Consider the following 220-nt stretch of genomic DNA (forward strand, 5'->3'; position numbering starts at 1 on the left):
CGGTGAAGAGGGATTCGAACCCCCGACCCTCTGGTCCCAAACCAGATGCGCTACCAAACTGCGCTATTCACCGACAAATTCTTTTTGAGATAACTACTGAGAGATTACCCCTAGATACTGATATTATAATCAACACCTAAAATATGGGGTGGCTAACGGGATTCGAACCCGCGACAACCGGAATCACAATCCGGGACTCTACCAACTGAGCTATAGCCAC

Annotated in this window: 2 tRNA genes; both read right to left on the reverse strand. The window is 48.2% G+C overall.

From position 1 onward, the window contains the following. Positions 1 to 73: transfer RNA gene (locus Q0852_RS23870), tRNA-Pro, on the reverse strand. A gap of 71 nt (positions 74 to 144) precedes the next feature. Next, positions 145 to 220: transfer RNA gene (locus Q0852_RS23875), tRNA-His, on the reverse strand.

Origin of the sequence: uncultured Photobacterium sp. (assembly GCF_947502415.1) — a bacterium.
Classification (GTDB): domain Bacteria; phylum Pseudomonadota; class Gammaproteobacteria; order Enterobacterales; family Vibrionaceae; genus Photobacterium.